Here is a 17,562-nt window from a genome sequence, read left to right as displayed (position 1 = left end):
TGATAGGATGAAGAAGGATATTCTGGTAATAAACGGGAATTGCTTATCGATGCAGAATAACGCCCAATATGATTGGATCGCGGTTAAAAACGACATGATCGTTGATGTAGGATACGGGGAAGATTACAAGAAGCATCTGGGGAAAAACCAGACCCTTTTGGATGCAAAGGGTGCAACCGTGCTTCCCGGCTTCATTGACAGTCATTTTCATGTTGTCCAGGCCGCGATCAATTCTATCAGCGTGGACTTGAGTCAGGCAAAGTCATTTGATGACATCGGTGATCTGATTGTGCAGGCGTCAAAAACCAGTCCGGATAAGGTGGTTCGGGGAATTCGCCTGGATGAGCAGAAACTGAAGGAAAACAGGATGCCGGACAGAACGGTGTTGGATCTTTACTGCAAGGATATTCCTGTATTTATCAACAGTGTGGAATATCAGAAAAGCGTTTTAAATACTTACGCATTACTTTATTATAAAATTCCGTTTACCCTGGAGGGAATAGAATTCGATGAAAACCAGGTGCCTACCGGTATCATCACCCATTCCGCCAATGCCCTTCTCAGAGAAAATATTTTAAGGAATATCCCCAACGGCAAGAGGCTGGATGCTGTCAAGAGCTTTTCCAAGACCCTGATTGAAAAAGGGATTACCACCATCAATGCCATGGAGGGGGGGAGGCTTTATTCCGACAAGGATGCCGACTTTATCTATGAATATGGAACTCAATTCCCTATTGATATGGTTTTATTCTATCAGACCATGGATATCCTGAAGGTCAGAGAAATGAACCTGAAACGCATCGGGGGCTGTTTTTATCTTGACGGGACCTTCAGAGCAAGGACCTCGGCCCTATCCTTTCCTTATTCAGACAGCCCGGGCAATCGGGGGGGCTTGAACTATACCCAGGAGGAGCTGAATGAATTTGTGCTGGACTGCTATATCAATAAGCTGCAGCTAGCCCTCTACACCATAGGTGACCGTGCAATTGAACAAGCTATTACCGCCCATGAGTATGCGCTGAACAAAACCGGAAATGCGGGACTCAGACACAGGCTGGAGCATGTGGAGCTTCCCACCGCCGGTCATCTGCGCAGGGCAAAGGAGCTTGGTCTGGTATTTTCTATGTCCCCCGCTTACGAATATATTTGGGGAGGGCCTGATAAATTATACAAAGACCGACTGGGAGAGCACTATCAGAGAACGAATCCATTCCGGGAAATTATCGATGAAGGGGTTGTGGTTTGCGGCGGGTCCGATTGCGACGTAACGCCGGCAGATCCGATGCTGGGCATCCATGCCGCTGTCAATCATCCGGTGGAAAAACATAGAGTGGAGCTTTACGAGGCGATCCGTATGTTCACGGTAAACGGTGCTTACGCAATCTTTGAAGAGGATAAAAAGGGAACTTTGGAAATCGGTAAACAGGCGGATCTTGTTATCCTGGATCAGGATATCTTTAAAACGGAGAGGGAAAAAATAAAAGATATCGGAGTCAAAGCCACCATCAAGAGAGGAGAACTCTTGTGGAGCGCTTATAATATTAAATAAATTGAATCGTTGGAATTGGATTTTTGAGCAGAGTCTTTTGAGGGATTTCAATACTTTTTAATTTTATAAATGGGGTTTTCAGTATGAGTAAATGTATAGAAAAGCACTGTTTGAGCGAAGCGAGTTTGCTTTTCTGCCTGAAAACCATAAATAAAATTTATAAAAGTATAAATTCCGAAAACCAACTCTGCGAAGAAAGACAATTTTAATATTCAAAATATTTATTAGAAGCACCTTCGCAAGAGAGTACATTTGAAGGAGATCTTTTATGCTGAGAATTCAGTTGCTCGGAAAAGTGAATATCAGCTCTTTTGGCGAAAGAATTGAGGATAAGCTCAGCAATAAGCTGATAGCTCTGCTTAGCCTGCTCTTTTTAAACAAGGACAAGAATTTGAGTAAGGAAAAAATCATCTCTTACCTCTGGCCGGACAGCAACGAGGAAGCCGCCAAGTCCAATTTACGGTTTCACCTTTGGACGATTAAAAAATTGATACCCCAGAGCGAAAAAGGAGAAGAGCTGATTCTCAACGAAAAGGATTTCTGCAGGATAAATCAGAGATACCCTTTTTATTGCGATAAAAGTGTGCTGGATCAATATAGACCTTCAGGACCGTCGAATGCGGAAGAACTGATAAAGCTGAAGGATTTATTTCAGGGAGACTTTTTAGAAGGTTTATATCTGAAGAATTGTGATGAATTTAATGAAATGATCCTCTTTGAGCGTGTGGTGTGTCAAAATAAGCAGGTGGAGATTCTTGAAAAATTAATAAACTTATATGAAGAGCAGGAGAAATATGAAGAAGGCCTTCAGATCTTAAATGAAGTGACTGCCATTGAGCCTTACCACGAGCGCTTTGCTTACCAGATCATCTCGATGTACGGCAAACTGGGAAACCGAGTGGCTGCCATCAATTACTACAAAAAGTTTGAATCCGCTTTAAGACGAAATTTGAATATTTCACCAAACAAGGAGCTGAAGCTGCTGTATGGAACGTTACTGGGATCCTCGGCAGAAAGTTCGGCGGAACCAATAAAAAACATTTCCGGTATCAAAAAGAAAAAGCTGCTGATCGAGAGTCATTGCGTTCCGGATATCGAATATTTTTGGGTGGCAGACGTCATACGGGAAGTCATGAGAGCAGCGGATAAAAAATATATGCTGGAGATTCCGAAACTGTACCTCTTTGATTTGGGCTATATTCAACGAGAATTACTGATCGACTATGAAAAAATAATATCTGCGGAGACGGAACTGATTGCATTTGTTCCTGCTGTCAGGATTCTTCAGGCATTTTTTCAGTTTCTGCTCCATGCCGCGGATCTTTATGATCTGACTATTCGGACCAATTCTTCGCAAAATATGGATCCCGTTTCCGCTCAAATCCGGAAGCACATAGAAGAAAAAAATCTCCAGGGGATATGGTTTGAACCGTGATTGGAAGACTGAACCAAAGGAGAGCAGCCCTTTGGCGATTCCCAAAAACAAGGCCGCAAGAACAGAAATGAGGCTATCTGAGGTGATCCTATTTCTGTACCTGCGGCGTTTTGTTTTACTCTAAAACATTGATAGACACGATGATAACATTGTTGTCTGTATCTGTATCAGTCTTAAAGCTTACGATGCTTCCCGCACTGATTTCGGACAAATCGATTTCTTCCTGACTGTCTCCCGTGCCTTTCGTTATAATGACGTTACTGGAGAGGGTATAGATTGCTTCACCGCCCGTAAATTCCATATTGCTGAAGTCTCTTGACGGAGCTCCGCCTTCCGGACCGCCGGGTTTTCCTCCGGTTGTACTGTTTGGATCAATTCCTGCACCGGTTGGAGGGGTTCCTGCTCCGTCCTGTGCCGGCTGTCCGGGGCCACCCTGAGGTGCCGTGCCGTCTTGAGGTGCCGCAGCATCTCCATTTCCTTCAGGGCGTGCCGGTTCTGCCGCCAGTGCGACGGTGATGGTGTTTCCCTCCATGGAAACCACTTTACCCATAGTACCTCTGTCTGCTCTCTGATTCTGCCCGCTCTGATCCTGTTCCTGCGGCAGCTGGCCTGAAGCATCCTTATTTGACGGAGTATCTCCGCAACCTGCAAATAGTGCTGCAATGATAAGTGCTGACATCAAACAAGTAAGTAATTTCTTTTTTTTCATTCCCAAAATCTCTCCTCTCGAATTCATTTGCTATCCATAATCTTTCCTGATCATGATTCATTTACAGACACAGTATAGAAGCCCTTTATGAAGCATTTGTGAAGAAGACGTGATTGATTGGTAAATATTGGGCAAGATGAGAACCGGCAGCTGACCGGCTTATGAACTAGCCTGCAAACCGACCGGCAGCGCTTTATACCCTGCTGCTTCAAAGGTCACACGATTTTTCTTCTGCCCTCCACATAATTTACACAGAACATACACATTCGGATCGTAAGATGTTAGTAAAAAATGGAATAACATGAGAATCTCGGACGAAAGTGAGGTAAGGGAATTGAAGTTGAAGGAAGGTTTTCACAGTAAAATCTCTATTGAAACCATAAAAGGGATGGCTTTCAGATTGGAAAACTCAAAAGCGGCGGTAAAGCTGGAAGCAATAATCGGTAAAATACCAATCCTGAAGAAGTTGAATAACTTGAGTATAAAAAAGAAAAGAGCGGTGTTCACCGCCATTTTGCTGGTGATCGTCGTGGGAGCATACTCCGTTGTCAGCGGTTTATTCATGGGTGAATCACAGGCCTTGGAATACACGGAATATGAAGTCTCAAAAGGGAATGTAACGGTGTCAATCAGCGGATCCGGCACGGTGGAACCCATCCGCCAATACGATGTGGTGGCTTTGGTAGAAGGAGAGGTGCTGGAAGATACCTTTTATGAGGGAGATACCGTTGAAAAAGGCCAGCTCCTTTATAAGATCGATTCCTCGGATATGGAAAAGACTTTAGAAAAGGCCAACATCTCCTATGAAAAATCACAAATGAGCTACCAGAGCAGTCAGGATGCCTATAACGGCCTCACCGTAACAGCTCCTATTGCCGGAAGGGTGACTGAGATTTATGTGGAAAAGGGAGACAATGTCTCAAGCGGGAGTAAAATTGGTGCTGTTGTGGACGATACCTATTTAACGGCAAAAGTCCCTTTCAATGTCAATGATATCGGAAATCTGTACAATGGTCAGAGTGTAACGGTTACGGTAGAAAATACATTCGAGCAGTTAAGCGGAACCATAACGAAAATATATAACTCCAAAAGGATTCTTGACGGTTACATATCGGTAACAGATGTCGTGGTTACCATAAAAAATCCGGGAGCCTTGTCGGGCGGGACCTATGTTACGGTGAACGCAGGCGGTGTGGATTGTCATGAGGGAGCTGCACTGGAATGCACCAACGAGAAAATTGTAACGGCTGGAGCTTCCGGCATGGTAACGAAACTAACGGCGACAGAAGGGGAGTATTTAAGCAGAGGAGGAGAGATCTTAAAATTGTCCAGCGATTCTGCCGGCGACAGTCTGAAAAGCAGCGAATTGTCCATGCGGGAAGCGGAACTTTCTTATCAAAGCACTCAGGAGCAGCTGGATAATTACAGTATAACGGCGCCCATATCAGGCTCCGTCATTTCAAAGACAGTGAAAGCGGGAGATACCCTGGAATCCTCTTCCTCAGCGCAAACAATCCTGGCAGTCATCGCCGATATGTCGACAATGACCTTTACTATTGATGTAGATGAACTTGACATCGCCAGCATGAAAAAGGGCCAGGAAGTCAATATCACTGCAGATGCACTGAGCAACCGGAAATTTACCGGATATGTGGATAATATCGGCCTTTTAGGAACTTCAACCAACGGCGTTACATCTTACCCGGTAACCATCGTAATCAACGACGGAGAAGATCTCTGGCCCGGAATGAACGTGACTGCGGATATCGTCATCGATTCGGCAGAAGATGTTTTAACGATTCCTGTAGCCGCTGTGAACAGAGGAAATACTGTCCTGGTAAAGGGTGCGGAAGGAACGGAAGGGGTCAATCAGTCATCCGCACCTTCAGGTGCTCAGTACGTAAGAGTAGAACTGGGATTGAATGATGACAGTTACATAGAAATTGCCGCCGGACTCAAAGCGGGAGATGTCGTCCTGGTACCGGCAGCGAAAACGGAAAGTGAAACAACCTCCCAAATGCAGAAGAACGGCATGATGCCTGGCACCGGAATGCCTGCAGGAGGCGGCGGGATGCCTCAGGGCGGAGGACAGATGCCGTCCGGAGGACGGCCTGACAACAGCGGCGGCGGGGCGCCGGGAATGTAAGGGGTAATGCTGATGATAAGGTTAGAAGATGTCTATAAGATTTATACCATGGGGGATAACGAAGTTCGTGCCGTAGATGGAATCAGTTTAGTCATAAGAGAAAGAGAGATGGCTGCCATTATAGGGCAGTCGGGTTCCGGAAAATCAACCTGTATGAATATTATCGGCTGCCTGGATGTGCCTACCAGCGGAAAGTACTTCCTGAACGGCCAGGATGTAAGCACCATGAAGGATGATGAACAGGCGGAAGTCCGAAATAAATCCTTAGGCTTCATTTTTCAGCAATACAATCTGATTCCGAAGTTAAACGTTATTGAGAATGTAGAATTGCCTTTGATTTACAAAGGTGTGCCGGAAAAGGAACGGCTGGAACTCTCTATGGAGGCCTTAAAGCGGGTAGGCATCGAAGATAAACGTTACAATATGCCTTCCCAGCTTTCCGGGGGGCAGCAGCAGCGAGTATCCATTGCCAGAGCTTTGGCAGGCAGACCTCCGATTATACTGGCAGATGAACCCACAGGCGCATTGGACTCCAGAACGGGTCGGGAAGTATTGGAGTTTTTGCAGAAGCTTAATGAAGAAGGCAATACGGTGATCCTGATTACCCATGATATGCTGGTGGCGGAAAAGGCAAAAAGAATTATACGGATATCCGACGGAAAGATCATAGAAGATTCCGGGCATAGTGTCCCCGAAGAGGGGGAAGAGGGGGGCGCTGCATGAATTTTAAACAATCCTTCAAACTTGCAATTAAAAGCTTACGAAGCAGTAAAATGAGAGCCTTTCTCACCATGCTGGGGATTATCATCGGTGTGGCCTCCGTTATTGTTCTGGTCAGCTTAATGAATGGCTTATCCAATGACATGACGGCACGGTTTGAAAACATGGGAACGAATACGATAACCATTAATATTATGGGGCGGGGAGGCAACCGGGCTTTGGCTATCGAGGATGTGGAAGACCTGGTAACGGACAATCCCGACCAGTTTGACAAATACAGTCCACTGGTCAATGCCTCCATTACCGCCAAATATGAAACCAATTCTGTGGATACTACCGCAAAAGGGGTCAATGAGTACTATGAAGAGATGCAAAACGTTCAGCTGGCTCAGGGGAGATTTATCCAATATATTGATTCGGCGAGAAGACAAAAGGTATGTGTGATTGGGACGTATCTGGTAGAGGAGCTCTTTGAAGGGAAAAACCCTGTTGGGGAATCCGTCAAGATAAACGGATCCTCCTATAAAATCGTCGGAGTTTTGGAAGAGACTGCAGATTCCGCAGAAAGCTCCGATGACGATATCGTTTATGTTCCCTACCCCACCGCAACAAGGCTGGCGGGAACCGCAAGCATATCCACCTATTATATTTCGGCAGTGTCAACGGATCATATCGAGGAGACTATGGCTATTATCGAAAATAAGCTGTATTCCATATTTGGAAGTGAAAATGCCTACAGGGTTTCCAGCATGTCTGCCATGATCGAGCAAATCAACGAGATGACTGGGTCCATCGCTTTGGTGCTAGTGGGTATCGCAGGAATTTCGCTTGTGGTGGGCGGTATCGGAATTATGAATATCATGCTGGTTTCCGTAACGGAAAGAACCCGAGAAATCGGAATCAGAAAGTCGCTGGGAGCCAAGAGAAAGGATATCATGAGGCAGTTCATCATTGAGGCGGCCACTACCAGTTCGGTAGGCGGTGTATTCGGAATTCTTTTCGGAATTGCCATGGCCTATCTTGCGGGATCCCTGATGGATATGTCCGTAGCCCCTTCTGTGAATGCCGTTGTGATTGCTTTCAGCGTTTCCGTGGCAATTGGGATGATTTTTGGTTATTTTCCGGCAAATAAAGCGGCAAAGATGAACCCCATCGACGCATTGCGATATGATTGATATCTATTACAGAGGAAAGAGGGAAATGAAATGTTCAAGAAAGTAAAAACAGAAAAGATAAGGGTAAGCGTTGCAGTGTTTCTGGTTCTGACCCTTTTATCCGCAGCGGTACCATTCTCCGCATTGGCGGCAGACAGTTCGGCAACGTCTGCGGACAGCGCCACGATGCTTTTGGCTTCCATGGGCGTGATTTCAGCGGACAGCTCAGGGAGCTACAATTTAAGTAAGTCTTTGACCAGAGCGGAGTTTGCAAAAATGCTGGTGATGGCGTCCAGCTATAAGGATTCGGTGGCAACCGCGTCGGTTTCTTCTCCTTTCAGGGATGTGCCTGCTAAAAACTGGGCTGCCCCCTACATTAAAATTGCAGCGGCAAAAGGACTCTTGTCAGGATACAGCGATGGCAGTTTCCGGCCTGATAACACCATCACTTTGGAGCAGGGAGTAAACAGCGTTCTGAAGCTGCTGGGATATACGCAGTCTGATTTTACAGGTGCATTCCCATATGCCCAGATGAATCTCTACAGCAGCAGCGGACTTTCCGCCAACATTGCGGGCGGGATCGGAACGCTGATGACCAAAGGAGATGCTGCCAGCCTGATCTACAATATGATGGGAACTTCTATCAAAGACGGCACAAAGAAATATGCCGAGACTTTGGGATACTCTTTGAATGACAGCGGTGAAGTAGATTACGCAGGGGTCATCAGCGCTAACATGTATGGGCCGTATACCGTAAAGTCAAGCAGCTGGGCAAGCGAACTGGGGATGAATACTTCCAATCTCATTATTTATAAAAACGGCAGCGTTGTGGCCGCGTCGGAGGTAGAAAAATATGATCTTCTTTACTATTCTCAGTCTAAAAGCTCCGTATGGGTCTATGACGACAGGGTTACCGGCATCTATGAAAAGGCTTCGCCCAGTCAGAACGCGGTGACTGCCGTAACGGTTTCCGGAACAGAATACCAGCTGGAATCCACGGCGGCTTTCGCGGCATTGTCTTCTGCCGGTACGTTGAAAATCGGAAATACGGTAACGCTGCTCCTTGGTAAAAACGGCGGTGTTGCAGATGCCGTAGCCATTACGGTGTTAAACGAATCCGTCATGATGTACGTAACGGAAGCAGGAACCAAAACCTACTCAACTGCAAGCGGAAGCAGCTACACCTCAAAATATGTGAAAGGAATCAAGCCTAACGGGTCGGAAGTTGAATACGCCATCAGTCAGGATTGGGTCGATGTGGGGGACATAATCAAGATCAGCTTCGACAAGGACGATAATATGAATATCAATCCTGTTTCCTCAGGGGGGAAGATTGCAGGGAAGGTCGATGCAGACCTCAGAACCATTGGGAGTACTGCCGTTTCAGCAAATGTTACGATGCTGGACACAAATCTGGGAAATTATGCGGCCACCTCTTTGTCAAGGCTGAACGGGGTAACCATTAAAAGCGATGATGTCCTTTATTACGAGGCGAGCAACGGACAAATAACCAGCCTGATCCTGAAAGACGTTACGGGAGATACCATGGAATATGGCGTGGTAACCTCGGCAAAATCAAACAATTCCGGAATGAGTCTTTCCGGCAGCTATACGTATTTGCTGGACGGAGCCCAGGCTACGCTTACCACACAAAGCAGCACTTTGAATGTACATGCCGGACCGGCAAAATTCTATGGAGAAAGCGGCGAAATCAGCATGATTCGAAATCTTACCGCCACGGGAACCAGGATCAAAAGCTTTAACAGCACGCAGGTGTCGGTGGATGACGACATCGGCACCTATCCGATATCGGGTAATGTTTCCGTTTACACGAAGACATCAACCACCTACAAAATTTCCACTTTGAGTGCTGCATTATCCGCCTACCAATCCAATAAGACCGTTTCCTTCTATTATGATAAAGATCCTGCCGCAGGCGGACAGATCAGAGTTATCGTATATTAAAAGTACATCTTAAATTTAACAGTCGATTCGATCAGCAGCCAGGGCCGATTCAAGAATCAGATCCTGATCGCTTAGTGAAGCCGCAGCCATATATTCGGGCTGTGGCTTTTCTAAATTATGGGAATATGGTAAAATTGAATGAATGAAAGCGATCCATACAAAATAAGTTCTATAGGTAACAAAAGTTTCACTTTACAATATTAAAATCCTGAGACCTGGGTATGATTAAAAAATAAAAATGAGGGAGGATGAATCATATGCTGCAATGGGAAGAAATGATGGAAAGATGGCTCAATCAGGAGGATCTGGACGAAAGTTTAAAAGAGGAGCTTCAGTCGTTAAACTCCAGGGAGGAAATGCAGGACCGGTTTTACCGTGACCTTGAGTTTGGTACCGGAGGACTGCGAGGAGTTCTTGGAGCCGGAACAAACAGAATGAACTCCTATACGGTTCGAAGAGCAACCCAGGGATTCGCAGATTACATCAATATTCATTACGGCAGAACAAGTCAAAGCTTTCCGGGGAAGACGCCTTCTGTTGCTATTGCTTTTGACAGCCGGATTCTATCGGATGCCTTTGCACTGGAGGCAGCTTATGTCTTGGCGGCAAACGGAATTCGGGTCTATCTGTATGAGGAACTCATGCCTACTCCCGCTTTGTCCTTTGCAGTACGGTACTACAGCTGTGCTGCCGGGATTATGGTAACCGCCAGTCACAATCCATCCCAATATAACGGATATAAAGTATATAACGAGGAAGGCTGCCAGCTGACTCTCGACGCAGCAGGGGAAGTTCTCAGCCTTATCGAAAAAGTGGATATTTTTACAGATGTGAAGACTCTGGCACCGTCAAGGAAGGGAAGTTTGAAGGAGAATCGGGACTTTGCCAAATCTCTGCTTTCAGAAGAAGGCCTGCCTTGGATTACCTTCCTGTCAGACGAGGTGACGGAAGCCTATCTGGATGCGGTACAGAAGGAAAGCATGGGAATAGGCTGTGATGCCTTGGCGGTGGTGTATACACCTTTAAACGGAACGGGAAACAAACCGGTGAGGAAGATCTTAGAACGCGTCGGAGTAAAAAACGTACAGGTGGTTCCGGAGCAGGAACTTCCCGACGGGAACTTTCCAACCTGCCCCTATCCCAATCCGGAGAAGAAGGAGGCCTTAGCTTTCGGTTTAGCGCTGTGTAAAAAACTCTCTGAAGAAGGAAAGGGGCCGGATCTTTTATTGGCAACAGATCCGGACTGTGACAGAGTGGGCATTGCGGTAAGGCATAAGGATCTGAGCGCAGAGACAGAGGAATATCTCCTGCTCACCGGTAACGAGGTGGGCGTCTTGCTCCTTGACTTTATCTGCCAAAAGAAAATCATGCCTGAAAAACCCATAGCTGTCAAAACGATCGTTTCCAGTAAAATGGCCGACAGTGTGGCTAAAAATTACGGCGTTCAAATGATCGATGTCCTGACCGGATTTAAATTCATTGGAGAACAGGTTGGTTTGCTGGAGCAAAAAGGAGAAGAGAAGAGGTTCCTGTTCGGTTTTGAAGAAAGCTATGGCTATCTTGCAGGAGCCTATGTGAGAGACAAGGACGGAGTGAACGCATCCATGCTGATTTGTGAAATGGCGGCATACTACAAGCAGCAGGGAATCACTTTGGTAGATCGTTTGGAGGCCCTTTATGATAAATATGGATATTATAAAAATGATTTGATGGAATTTGCCTTTGAAGGTGCTGCCGGAATGGATAAAATGGCCGCAATCATGGAAAACTTAAAGAAAAAAGCACCCGCGAACTTCATCGGGAAAAAAGTTGTTCAGATTGCCGACTATCAGTCTTCTCAAAGGAGAATCCTCGGAGGAGGCAGCTGTGATCTTGCAGTAGGATCAAGGCCGATTCATCTGCCCAAATCTGACGTATTGGAATATATTCTGGAGGACGGAAGCAGTTTTATCGTACGTCCCTCCGGAACGGAACCAAAATTGAAAATTTATCTTTCCTCTAAGGGATCGGATAAAAAGGAATCTGAGCAGATTATACAGTTACTGAAAGAAGCATTACGAGAAGTCATAGGAGAAATTAAATGAACAAAGCATTAATCGCAATTGATAAAAGCCGTTCCTTTCGTGTTTACCTGGCCATAACCACCACCATGGTGGAAGATGCAAGGCAAATCCACCAGGCCAGCCCTTTGGCTGCCGCAGCTCTTGGGAGAGTGCTGACCGGAGCCGGGATCATGGGTTTGCAGCTAAAAAATAAAGAGGATAAGCTGACGATTCAATTTAAAGGCGAGGGCCCGGCAGGTGAGATTCTCGTCACGGCCAACGGTGCCGGCAGCGTGAAAGGATATATCTCAAATCCTGACGTGGAACTTCCGCTTCGCGAGGATGGCAAGCTTAACGTAGGCGGAGCCATTGGCGTGGGCACCTTGACCGTAATTAAAGATTTAGGAATGAGAGAGCCTTATGTGGGGAAAATTGATCTTGTAACCGGGGAAATTGCAGATGATTTGACTGCCTATTTCTTCCTTTCTGAACAGCAGTCCACCTCGGTGGCTCTGGGCGTCAGAATCAATACCGATGGCAGCACTCTCTCGGCAGGGGGAATGATGATACAGATGCTTCCCGACGGGGATCAGGAGGCTGTGGATGCTTTGGAGCTGCTGCTTGACAAAATGACTCCAATCAGCAGTTTGGTTGAAGAAGAAGTGAAAAGATCAAATGGCAAAACGGAAGAGGCCATCATGACAGGCTTACTTCAGACTATTTTTGCTGACCTTCCGGAGAAATTTGCAGTGGAAACCCTGGAATTCAGAGAGCTGAAATGGGATTGTGACTGCTCAGCAGAGCGGTTGGAAAAGGTCCTGATCAGCATCGGACCAGGAGATCTGAAGGAAATCATCGAAGAAGACGGACAAGCAGAGCTGGTTTGCCAATTTTGCGAGAAGAAATATCATTTTGATAAAGAACACCTGGAGCAGTTATTAAAGGAGAGCTTGGGAATCGGAGGTTAAAATGCTTAAGGAATTTAAAGAGTTCGCACTGAAAGGCAATATGGTCGATATGGCCGTTGGGATCATTATCGGCGGCGCCTTCGGAAAAATTGTCACGTCTATTGTCAATGATATCGTCATGCCGATCTTTGGATATTACATGGCCGGTATCGACTTCAGGCATTTAAAGTATGAACTGGGGCCCGATGCGGAAATTCTGTACGGCAATTTTATACAGAATGTGGTGGACTTTTTAATTATAGCATTTTCGATCTTTCTGGTTATTAAAATGATCAATAAAACCCGGAGAAAAGGAGAGCAGCTGAATATGTCGGCTGCGGAAGCACCACCGCCTCCTCCGGGAACGAAACCACCGGACATAAGTTCCAAACCGCCCGTAAGCACAGGGACTCAGCCGCCGGCAGCCGCCGGAATTCAGACAATGGCAGCCAACTCCGGCGCACCGGCAACCGCCAACTCTGGGGCACAGACAATGGCAGCCTCCACCGGGCCGCAGTCTACGGAGTCAACCGGAATACCGCCTTCACAGCAGTCTCAGTCCGCCGGCTCCAAGGAAACCCAATTATTGACAGAAATCAGGGATTTGCTAAAAGCAAAATTACAAGAGGAATCATAAAAGTCGCATGATTATTTAAAATTTATGATATAATAAACTGTTAGAACACTTGCGGGGCTGGTTAGACATCTAACCAGCCCTGACTCTATGCGATTGGAGGGTATTCCTATGATAAAATTAGGCGTAATATTTGGAGGCCGTTCAGGGGAGCATGAAATTTCGTTAATGTCGGCGACCTCTGTGATCAAGGCCATAGATAAAGAAAAGTTTCAGCTTGTGTTGATCGGGATTACAAAGGAAGGGAACTGGCTGCTCTATGACGGCCCTGTTGAAAAAATAGAGGACGGAAGCTGGCAGCAGGAAGCGGAAGCTGCACTTGCCAATGACCCGGATAAATATGGGATTACAGTCCTGGGCGCCGGTGGGAAATCCTTAAAAAGCATCATCGATTTTGCCCTGCCTGTTTTGCATGGCCCATTTGGTGAGGATGGAACCATTCAGGGGCTCTTTGAGATGGCAGACATTCCTTATGGTGGCTGTGGTGTGTTGGGTTCTGCGGCAGCCATGGATAAAGCGCTGGCCAAAGAAATCTTTGCAAAGCGTAACTTGCCGGTATGCAGGCATTTAATGCTTCAAAAGGAGGAAATCGAAGAGAATCTTCAAGGTGTGATTCAACGGACCGAAAAATTCCTGCCTTATCCAATTTTTGTAAAACCTTCCAACATGGGATCCAGTGTTGGGATCAGCAAGGTACATAATCAGGAAGAGCTGATTTCCGCCCTTCAGCTGGCAGCAGCGTATGACAGGCGTTTGGTTCTGGAAGAAGGGCTGGATTGCAGGGAACTGGAAACCGGTGTTTTGGGCAATTATAATCCGGAAGTTGCGGCTGTAGGTGAGATCTTGCCCTCCGCTGAATTCTATGATTATAAAGCGAAGTACTTCGACGGCGGACAGTCAAAAATGTGTATTCCTGCAGATATTCCGGATGAAATTGCGCAGGAAATCCGTGTAATTGCCGCAGAAGCCTATTGTCTGCTGGATTGTTCAGGCTTTGCCCGGGTTGATTTCTTCCTGGAAAAGGGAACAAATAAAGTGTATTTAAATGAAATCAATACGATACCCGGGTTCACCAAATACAGTATGTTCCCTCTTCTTTGGGCTGAAGCGGGTTTCGCTTATCCAAACCTGATCGAAAAAATTATTGATTTGGGTTTGGAACGATATAAAGTCAGACATCGCTAACTTTAGGTCTCACCTTTTGGATTTCTTGTCATATCATGAAATGATGAGGATCACTTAAGGAGGGGACTTTTAATGGATACTCCGGAAAGGTTACAATTATATATAGACAATGAAATTTCTGCAGCTGCATTATATAGAAGATTGGCAAACATAGCAGAAGATCAGACGGTAAAAGAGCTCCTAAATGAATTTGCAGAAGATGAGATGAATCATGCGGATCGTTTCATGGAAATGTATCGTATGCTGACAGGAAAAATGCATTTTCCTACGGAAACACATCCAAACATATCGGGCTCATTAAAAGATGCATTGCTTGACAGAGTATTGGAGGAAAGCAACGATGCCGCCAATTATGGGAAAGAAGCTTATATTACTGCAAACAATGAAGTGCTGAAGCACATGTTTCATGAGGCTGCCACGAAAGAAAACTTTCATACCGTGCGGTTGCTATATATGATTCATAAATAAGAAACATAATCCAACAGGTATCTATGCATAAAAAAACTTTCTGAGGAGAAATTAACCTCAGGAGGTGAACGACTATGGATACAAGCAGAGTTCAGACTGCAAACAGAAAGAACATGGAAGATATTCCTGATGAATCCCAGATTGATTTTGAGGAAATGTACAATAAAAACTCTGAGGAATTGAAGAAACTGGGCAGACAAGTTGAGGATTAGTGCCGGCCCGGTTCCGAAAAAGACTTGAAGCGCATTTTTTATGCGCTTTTTTCTTTCCACAAAAAGAAATTTTCCCTCTTTAAAATAATTTTTCCAATAATGATAATAATTTTTACTTACTTGAAATCAAATTATTTCGGGGTAAATTGAAGATTTAGTTGATCTATGTTATACTAACCAACAGGGGGTGAAACATGAAAGATATAATGCTGAAAATTGTAGGAAAACAGGTAACTATTGATTCCGAAGAAGAACAGCTGGAATTTGTAACCGAGGGTAAATTTTATGAAAAAGACGACTCGGTATATCTGTTATATGACGAAAGTCAATTCTCGGGAATGGAGGGCTGCACCACCAGCTTGAAGATCACCGGTGATACGATAAAGATGAAACGTTATGGGGATGTTATCGGAATCGATACTGAAATTGAATTTGAAAAAGGCAAACGATTTAAAGGATATTATGATACACCTTTCGGTTCGGTAGAAATGGAAGTTCTTACGAATGATGTGGTGAATAATATTATAAAGAATGAAGGAAAAGGCTCTTTAAATATTGATTATCATATCAGTCTGAAAGGCCTCTCCGAAGGGCGAAGCATCCTGGATATACAAATTATATAAGGTTCTTTTGATTCTTTCTGACAGAATATAGGGGAACTGGATTTTTTATTGGAATGAGAAAGGGGGAGCCGGTTTGGACCCATACAAGACCAGAAAATTAGCTAAAATTATTGCGATTATTATTGCGGTAGCAATGATCGTCACATCCTTTTCGTTTATTCTATTCCTGCCTTCCGTGATAGGGCTTGAGGGATCGGTAGTCTATGCGGCGGGGAACGAAGACGAAGAAGATCTGGACCAGCAGCTGAAAAATTTAAAACAGTACATAGAGTTTATTCAGCGGAATTATAAAGACGATGTTACGTTGAAAGAGCTTGCCAACGGGGCTTTTGAAGGAGTGGTCAATTCTCTGAATGATCCTTACAGCGTATATTATGAAACCACAGAGGAAGGCAACGATTTTATAGAAGCAGTTTCCGGAGAGTTTTCCGGAGTAGGGCTCAGCGTGGAAGATTATAATGGCCAGTGCAGAGTCATATCGCCTATAGCCGATACTCCTGCGGATAAAGCCGGAATAAAAAGCGGCGATATCATTGTCAAAATCAATCAGGTGGATGTTTCAAAAAAGACCGTTGATGAAGCAGTGGCTTTGATGCGTGGTGAAGAGGGCACAAAGGTAACGGTCACCGTCAAAAGGGCAGGCCAGACTCTTTCTTTTACCATGACAAGAGAGAAGATTAAAACAGCATCCGTACAGTACGAGATGAAGGAAGATAAGGTTGGATATATTAAAATAGCAAGCTTTGACAATGATTCGGATGTGGAGTTCAGAAAAGCCTGCATTGCCCTGGTTAATAAAGGTGCCGAAAGTCTGATCATTGACATTCGAAACAATCCCGGAGGACTGATCAGTACTGCAGCGGAAATCGCCAATCAGCTGATAAAAAAGGGCCCTATCGTTCATTTTGAACAGAAGGGAAAAATTTTGGAAACGATTTCAACCGATGGAACGGCGACGCTGGATCTCCCCGTTGTTTTACTGGTAAATCAGGGAAGTGCCAGCTCATCAGAAATTCTTGCAGGTGCTTTGCAGGACAGCAAAGCGGCTACGCTTGTAGGGACTACCACCTTCGGAAAGGGTGTCAGCCAGCAAGTTGTGAACTTTTCCAACGGGACAAGCATGAAGCTGTCCATGTACTACTTCCTTACACCGAATAAAAGAAAAATAGATCATGTAGGTATTGTGCCGGAATATACGGTGCAGAACAGCAAGGATATCGATATCGAAGCTCTTACTGAAAAATATCTTTCCTTTGCCCCAATGAGCGAAAAGGTGAAACCAAAAGCTGGAGACACCGGACTGAACGTTTATGGTGCACAACAAAGGCTGAACCTTATGGGCTACAGTGTAAAAACCTCGGGGACCATGGATGTGCAAACCGTTGCAGCTGTAAAGCAGTTCCAGAAAGAGAAAAAGCTGTATCCTTATGGGATTCTGGATTATACAACCATGAATTTGCTGGACAAGGCTGTAACCGAGTACATCACAGGAACTACGGACGGCAAAGATCTGCAGCTTGAAAAAGCTTTGGAACTCGTTAATTAAAAAATAATCTAAATCGATCATAAAAACTCCTTTGAAGAAATTTTTTTGCAGAGGAGTTTTTTTATTTTGCTGCTTTCTCAAGGAATTCCGTTTAGGAAACGTTGATTCCGTCATTTTCACTTTTTTATTTCCTTAAAACAACTCATGATAAATAAAAAACTATGATTGCGCCGGAAAAAAACCTGTGATATTATTGTAAAAATTTTTTTCCGTGCATTTTGAGAATT

15 protein-coding genes are annotated in these 17,562 nt (G+C 45.0%); 14 read left to right on the top strand and 1 reads right to left on the bottom strand.

Annotation, left to right across the window (positions count from 1 at the left end; translation table 11 throughout):
- Nucleotides 1-7 precede the first annotated feature (7 nt).
- Both KCX82_RS15235 and KCX82_RS15230 read left to right on the top strand, forming a co-directional pair.
- Nucleotides 8-1,549: an amidohydrolase gene (locus tag KCX82_RS15235; RefSeq protein ID WP_227019351.1), complete on the top strand. Its 1,542-nt coding sequence runs from the start codon at nucleotides 8-10 to the stop codon at nucleotides 1,547-1,549.
- Nucleotides 1,550-1,817: 268 nt separating this feature from the next.
- A complete protein-coding gene (locus KCX82_RS15230) occupies nucleotides 1,818-2,984 on the top strand; it encodes an AfsR/SARP family transcriptional regulator (protein WP_227019350.1) in 1,167 nt (388 codons plus the stop codon).
- A gap of 115 nt (nucleotides 2,985-3,099) precedes the next feature.
- Here the strand turns inward: KCX82_RS15230 and KCX82_RS15225 are convergent, their stop codons facing one another.
- Nucleotides 3,100-3,693, bottom strand: a complete 594-nt coding sequence (locus KCX82_RS15225) for a hypothetical protein (RefSeq protein WP_227019349.1) — start codon at nucleotides 3,691-3,693, stop codon at nucleotides 3,100-3,102.
- Nucleotides 3,694-4,027: 334 nt separating this feature from the next.
- Between KCX82_RS15225 and KCX82_RS15220 the strand changes: the two genes are divergently transcribed.
- From KCX82_RS15220 to KCX82_RS15165, 12 genes are all read left to right on the top strand, one after another.
- Nucleotides 4,028-5,839 carry an HlyD family efflux transporter periplasmic adaptor subunit gene (locus tag KCX82_RS15220; protein ID WP_227019348.1) on the top strand — a complete coding sequence of 604 codons (1,812 nt, stop codon included), beginning with the start codon at nucleotides 4,028-4,030 and terminating at the stop codon, nucleotides 5,837-5,839.
- Nucleotides 5,840-5,851: 12 nt separating this feature from the next.
- Nucleotides 5,852-6,562, top strand: coding sequence for an ABC transporter ATP-binding protein (locus tag KCX82_RS15215; protein ID WP_227019347.1), 711 nt, complete (start codon nucleotides 5,852-5,854; stop codon nucleotides 6,560-6,562).
- A complete protein-coding gene (locus tag KCX82_RS15210) occupies nucleotides 6,559-7,734 on the top strand; it encodes an ABC transporter permease (protein WP_227019346.1) in 1,176 nt (391 codons plus the stop codon). Before KCX82_RS15215 ends, KCX82_RS15210 begins: the two co-directional genes overlap by 4 nt.
- A 30-nt stretch (nucleotides 7,735-7,764) precedes the next feature.
- On the top strand, nucleotides 7,765-9,678 hold the full coding sequence (locus KCX82_RS15205) for an S-layer homology domain-containing protein (protein WP_227019345.1): 1,914 nt from the start codon (nucleotides 7,765-7,767) through the stop codon (nucleotides 9,676-9,678).
- A 257-nt stretch (nucleotides 9,679-9,935) separates the two neighbouring features.
- Entirely contained in the window at nucleotides 9,936-11,762 is a 1,827-nt protein-coding gene (locus KCX82_RS15200; RefSeq protein WP_227019344.1) for a phospho-sugar mutase, read from the top strand.
- Nucleotides 11,759-12,688: an Hsp33 family molecular chaperone HslO gene (gene hslO / locus KCX82_RS15195; protein WP_227019343.1), complete on the top strand. Its 930-nt coding sequence runs from the start codon at nucleotides 11,759-11,761 to the stop codon at nucleotides 12,686-12,688. Before KCX82_RS15200 ends, hslO begins: the two co-directional genes overlap by 4 nt.
- Before the next feature lies 1 nt (nucleotide 12,689).
- A complete protein-coding gene (mscL, locus tag KCX82_RS23015) occupies nucleotides 12,690-13,304 on the top strand; it encodes a large conductance mechanosensitive channel protein MscL (protein ID WP_264373293.1) in 615 nt (204 codons plus the stop codon).
- A gap of 108 nt (nucleotides 13,305-13,412) precedes the next feature.
- The gene (locus tag KCX82_RS15185) at nucleotides 13,413-14,486 is read left to right on the top strand and encodes a D-alanine--D-alanine ligase family protein (protein WP_227019342.1); all 1,074 of its coding nucleotides are present in this window, start codon (nucleotides 13,413-13,415) and stop codon (nucleotides 14,484-14,486) included.
- A gap of 72 nt (nucleotides 14,487-14,558) precedes the next feature.
- Nucleotides 14,559-14,954 carry a ferritin-like domain-containing protein gene (locus KCX82_RS15180; protein WP_227019341.1) on the top strand — a complete coding sequence of 132 codons (396 nt, stop codon included), beginning with the start codon at nucleotides 14,559-14,561 and terminating at the stop codon, nucleotides 14,952-14,954.
- 74 nt (nucleotides 14,955-15,028) lie between these two features.
- Entirely contained in the window at nucleotides 15,029-15,166 is a 138-nt protein-coding gene (locus KCX82_RS15175; protein WP_227019340.1) for a hypothetical protein, read from the top strand.
- 194 nt (nucleotides 15,167-15,360) lie between these two features.
- Nucleotides 15,361-15,789 carry a YwiB family protein gene (locus KCX82_RS15170; RefSeq protein ID WP_227019339.1) on the top strand — a complete coding sequence of 143 codons (429 nt, stop codon included), beginning with the start codon at nucleotides 15,361-15,363 and terminating at the stop codon, nucleotides 15,787-15,789.
- Between the two features lie 73 nt (nucleotides 15,790-15,862).
- Nucleotides 15,863-17,335, top strand: a complete 1,473-nt coding sequence (locus KCX82_RS15165; RefSeq protein ID WP_227019338.1) for a S41 family peptidase — start codon at nucleotides 15,863-15,865, stop codon at nucleotides 17,333-17,335.
- Nucleotides 17,336-17,562 lie beyond the last annotated feature (227 nt).

Origin of the sequence: Sinanaerobacter chloroacetimidivorans (assembly GCF_018128545.1) — a bacterium.
Lineage (GTDB): Bacteria > Bacillota > Clostridia > Peptostreptococcales > Anaerovoracaceae > Sinanaerobacter > Sinanaerobacter chloroacetimidivorans.
This window is presented reverse-complemented; position numbering and strand designations above follow the sequence as displayed.